At 60.0% G+C, this 4,676-nt stretch carries 6 protein-coding genes; 4 read left to right on the plus strand and 2 right to left on the minus strand.

Translation table 11 applies throughout. The annotated features are described in order from the left end of the window. The coding region (locus tag AC2VNK_RS03330; protein WP_486882790.1) for a DNA recombination protein RmuC at positions 1 to 888 on the plus strand (888 nt) is incomplete at its 5' end. Between the two features lie 38 nt (positions 889 to 926). Here AC2VNK_RS03330 and ispH read toward each other — a convergent pair. Beyond that, a complete protein-coding gene (gene ispH, locus AC2VNK_RS03335; protein ID WP_486882791.1) occupies positions 927 to 1,877 on the minus strand; it encodes a 4-hydroxy-3-methylbut-2-enyl diphosphate reductase in 951 nt (316 codons plus the stop codon). A 239-nt stretch (positions 1,878 to 2,116) separates the two neighbouring features. Between ispH and corA the strand changes: the two genes are divergently transcribed. After that, a complete protein-coding gene (gene corA, locus AC2VNK_RS03340) occupies positions 2,117 to 3,082 on the plus strand; it encodes a magnesium/cobalt transporter CorA (protein ID WP_291524647.1) in 966 nt (321 codons plus the stop codon). Positions 3,083 to 3,092: 10 nt separating this feature from the next. Here corA and AC2VNK_RS03345 read toward each other — a convergent pair whose 3' ends face one another. Further along, the gene (locus tag AC2VNK_RS03345) at positions 3,093 to 3,821 is read right to left on the minus strand and encodes a 16S rRNA (uracil(1498)-N(3))-methyltransferase (protein WP_486882792.1); all 729 of its coding nucleotides are present in this window, start codon (positions 3,819 to 3,821) and stop codon (positions 3,093 to 3,095) included. A 67-nt stretch (positions 3,822 to 3,888) separates the two neighbouring features. On the opposite strand from AC2VNK_RS03345, the gene AC2VNK_RS03350 reads away from it, so the two are divergent. Together AC2VNK_RS03350 and AC2VNK_RS03355 are read left to right on the plus strand one after the other, a co-directional pair. Next, positions 3,889 to 4,332, plus strand: coding sequence for a hypothetical protein (locus AC2VNK_RS03350; protein WP_291524650.1), 444 nt, complete (start codon positions 3,889 to 3,891; stop codon positions 4,330 to 4,332). A gap of 201 nt (positions 4,333 to 4,533) precedes the next feature. Next, positions 4,534 to 4,676, plus strand: a 143-nt coding sequence (locus AC2VNK_RS03355) for a fructose-bisphosphatase class II (RefSeq protein WP_486882793.1), incomplete at its 3' end; no start/stop codon positions are given.

Below are 4,676 nucleotides of genomic sequence, written 5' to 3' on the forward strand. Positions count from 1 at the left end.
AGCGCCCTCAACGAGCAAATTCGCGGTCTCGTCCAGGACCACCTGCCGCGCCTGCATCAGGAGACCGCCGCGCTGGTAAAGGCGCTGCGCCAGCCCGCCGCCCGAGGTCGCTGGGGCGAAATGCAGCTCAAGCGCGTCGTCGAAATGGCGGGCATGCTGGCTTATTGCGACTTCACTGAGCAGGAGAGCGTTGCCACCGATAACGGCCAGCAGCGCCCCGATCTCGTGGTACGACTACCCGGCGGCAAGCGCATCGTCGTCGATGCCAAGGCGCCTCTGAACGCCTACCTGGAGGCCATGGAAACGGAAGATGAACAAAAGCGTGCCCATTTTCTGCACAAGCATGCCAGCGAATTACGCACCCACATGACCCAGCTCAGCAAAAAATCCTACTGGGAACAGTTCCAGCCGACCCCGGAGTTCGTCGTCCTTTTTGTACCCGGCGAAGTGTTTTTCAGCGCCGCCCTCCAGGAAGATCCGTCGCTCATCGAATACGGGGTGGAGCAGAAGGTGATCGTCGCCAGCCCCACCACGCTCATCGCCCTGCTGCGGGCGGTGGCCTATGGCTGGCGGCAGGAGTCGTTGGCCGAGAACGCCCGGGCGATCAGCGACCTCGGGAAAGAGCTCTATGACCGCCTGAGCATCCTGGCAGGGCACTGGGCGCGGGTGGGCAAGGGACTGGGGCAGGCGGTGGAGGCCTACAACAACGCGACAGGATCGCTGGAAAGCCGGGTACTGGTCTCTGCGCGCAAATTCCGCGACCTCAAAGCCGCCCCGGAAAATAAAGAGATTCCCGGCATGGAACCCGTAGAGTCGGCTCCGCGCCTCCTTCAGGCCGAGGAACTCATCGGGCTAGGCACACCCGACCACCTCGAGAATCGGCGGTAGCTTACGCAAGCCCGCCCGGAGGCGGGAAACAAAAAACGTCAGGCGTTTTCCCGCCGCGTCTGTGCCTGCACCAGCGCCAATGGCAAACTGAAAGTGACCTTCTCCTCTACACCGGGCGTCTCTTTCGGAATCCTCGCACCCCAGCTCAGGAGGGTGTCGATAATCCCTTGCACCAGGCTTTCTGGCGCCGAGGCTCCGGCACTGATACCGATTTTCTCTACACCGTCAAACCATTCACGGTTTAACTGTTGGGCATCTTCAATAAGATGGGTCGGTGTCCCCAGCCGGGTACCCAATTCCGCTAAACGGCTGGAATTGGAGCTGTTCGGCGCACCCACCACCAGCAAAATATCCACGTCGGGTGCCAGCGATTTCACCGCATCCTGACGGTTCTGGGTCGCGTAACAAATGTCGTCCTTCTTCGGTCCTTCAATCAGCGGAAAACGCGCACGCAAGGCAACAATCACCTCAGCGGTATCGTCCATGCTCAGGGTCGTCTGGGTGATGTAAGCGAGCTTCTCCGGGTTGCGGGGCGCCAGGGTCGCCACATCGGCGACATTGGAGACCAGATACATCATGCCCTCCTCAACCTGACCCATGGTGCCCTCCACCTCCGGATGTCCGGCGTGACCGATGAGCACCATCTCCATGCCGTCCCGGCTGTATTTCTTGACCTCCATATGCACCTTGGTCACCAGTGGACAGGTGGCATCAAACACGCTCAGGCCCCGCGCCGCCGCATTCTGACGAACGGCAATGGGTACCCCATGGGCGCTGAAAATCACCGTCGCCGCGTCCGGCACTTCATCCAGCTCTTCGACGAAGATGGCACCACGAGCGCGCAGGTCTTCGACGACATGACGGTTATGAACGACCTCATGACGCACATAGATGGGCGCACCAAAAAGCTCCAGGGCGCGATCGACAATCTGAATCGCCCGATTGACCCCGGCGCAAAAACCACGCGGATTCGCTAACAAAATGTCCATGCTGAGATTCCCGAAATTAATCAGGTTCGATGGTCTATCCTGCCGCCCGCCCTGTCAACCACCGCAAGCTGACTATTCCGATGGGGGCTTCTGTGCGGGGCACGGGTGTAACCGCAGGTCTGAAGCGTAGTATCATGGGGTCGTCAATACCCGTCGGCGGCTCACTTTCTGCCGGAGACAGGGCTTATATCTCCGGCCGGTTTTTTAAGGCAGATCATTCCCATCTGAGGACTGAACTGATGCTCATCAACTGCGTAGTGTATAACGATGGCCGCAAACAAGCGGATATTCCTCTCGAAGAGATTTCGGTGCACTTACACCAGCCCGGTAACTTTGTCTGGGTGGCGCTGCAAGACGCCAGCGAAGAAGAATTGCGCGCCATGCAGAAGCAGTTCGGGCTGCATGAACTGGCTGTAGAGGATATCTTTAACGGGATGCAGCGGCCCAAGGTCGAGGAGTATGACGAGCACCTTTTTGTCTACCTGCAAGTGCCTGCCTACCATGGCGAGGAGGTGCATATCGGTCAGATCAGCATTTTTGTCGGACCCGATTTCGTGCTTTCGGTGCGCCAGAACTGCGAACAGACCTTGCTGGGGGTGCGCGAACGCGCGGAACGGGAACCGCATCTGCTCAAATATGGCTCTGTCTATGTGATGTATGCCCTTTCGGACGCCGTTGTGGATCTCTTCTTTCCCGTAGTAGATGTCCTGGATGATGAACTGGAACAACTGGAAACCGCCATGTTTCATAATCAGGAAACCCGCAAAAACATGGAGCGGCTCTACGATATTAAATACAAGGTCAACATGCTGCGTCACGCCCTCCTGCCCCTGGCCGATGGTTTCAGCAAACTCTACGGGGGCCGGGTTCCGGCGCTGGTGGGCGGTGCCGAAAACTACTTCCGTGATGTCCATGATCACATCATGCTGCTCAACAGCCAGTTGGATTCCATGCGCGACACCATTTCCACCGCCATTCAGGTGAATCTCTCCCTCATCACCATTGACCACGGGGAGGTCAACAAAAAACTCGCCGCCTGGGGTGCCATCCTGGTGCTCACCACCATTTTTACGGGTATCTGGGGCATGAACTTTAAGTACATGCCGGAATTACACTGGAAGTTCGGTTACCCGCTGGCTTTGCTCATCATGGCCAGTTGCGCCGTTTACCTTTATCGGCACTTCAAGAAGACGGGCTGGCTCTGACCGGGACGAATCAGAGATCGCCCCACAGCGCCTGGGCGACGGCGATAGCGGCGATGGCGGCGGTCTCCGCGCGCAGGATGCGCGGTCCCATGCGCAACAAGCGAAAGCCGTGGGCCTGCGCGGCGCCTACCTCCTCCGCTGCCAGCCCACCCTCGGGGCCACTGAGCAAGGTAATCTCCGGCCCCGGATGGTCCTTTAGGCTGACAAAACGTGCGCTGCCCTCCGGGTCCAAGACCAAGGGCGTCCCGCGCACGGCCCCCCAGGCCGCTTCCAGTGCCAGAGGCGGGGCCAACTCCGGAATCGTCGTGGCGCCACTTTGCTCACAGGCGGCAATAACCATGTCCCGCCAGCGCGCCAGACGCTTTCCCCCGCGAGCTTCACTCAATTGCACCATCCCGTGGCGGCAGGCCACCGGCTGAATCCGCTGCACCCCGAGTTCTACCGCCTTCTGTAAACTCCAGTCCCAGCGCTCCCCCCGGGTCAGGGGCAAAAAGACCTGAATAGCCAAGGGGGAGCGCGTCACCCGCGGGCAGCGCTCGACAACCTCCAGCATGGCCGCCCCCGAAGACACCCCGGCCAGAATGGCGCGATAGACAGCACCATCGCCGTTGAACAAGGTCAGCGGCTGCCCATTGCGCGCACGCAGCACCTTGAGCAGATGATGGCTGGGGCCTGCCGGGAGCAGAAAAGGTCCGCTTTCTGGAAGGTTCGAATCAGCGTATAAATGGATGCGCGGCATAGGTTACGACATTGAGCGGGAGAACATGGGTGGGATTATATCATCGTGACGCTGGCGTGGGTGACGCATGATCAAAGACTCCGATTGCCGGCGCCCCCCGGTCTGGCAGACGCGGCCCGGCCTGGTCCCCGCCTGGATCTACAATCAGGCCCTCATTCTGCAGCACGCCGCCACTGGCCCCGTTTTCATCCCCCTGCGCTACGTCTCGATCATGGCCATCCTGCTGGAGCGGGAATGGGTGTTCTGCGACTACATCGGCGGACGGGTCGCCGTGAGCGTCTGGCACCACTTCGATCCCCGGTCCCGGGAAGACCTGCATGAGGGTGTGACTTGCCAGATGGATCTTTTCAGCCCGGAAGGAGAAGAGATACTGCGGCGCATGCCCATGGAATTTCATCAGGCCTTGAACAACGCCATCAAAAAGTCCGCCGAAAAAAGGCGGCGCCCCGCCCAGGTGATCGCGCTGGATGTCCAGCCCCGGCTGGCCCCAGACCCGGGACCAGAGACTTAAGACGCACACCGGAGACCCCGTCTATGACACCGGCAATCGATCAGCAACCGCGTTCCATACGCGCCACCCTCGACCCGCAATTGCATCCAAGTTGGGTGCGCCGGCTCGAAGCGCCCGCCGAGTTCCCAAATGCGGCCCTTTGATTTATCCTAAAAAGGATTACGTCCCCCACTGAATCCGTCACTGAAGGAAAAGAATCGCATGGCCTCCATAGGTAATCTCGCACTGTCCCTGCTTCCCGTCACTGAATCTGCGGCCCGCGCCGCCAGCGGTTGGATCGGCCGGGGTGAAAAGGAACTCGGCGATGGTGCCGCAGTGGACGCCATGCGTGCCGCCATCGCCCA

The sequence above is a fragment of the Acidithiobacillus sp. TH-A35 genome, from assembly GCF_057473505.1.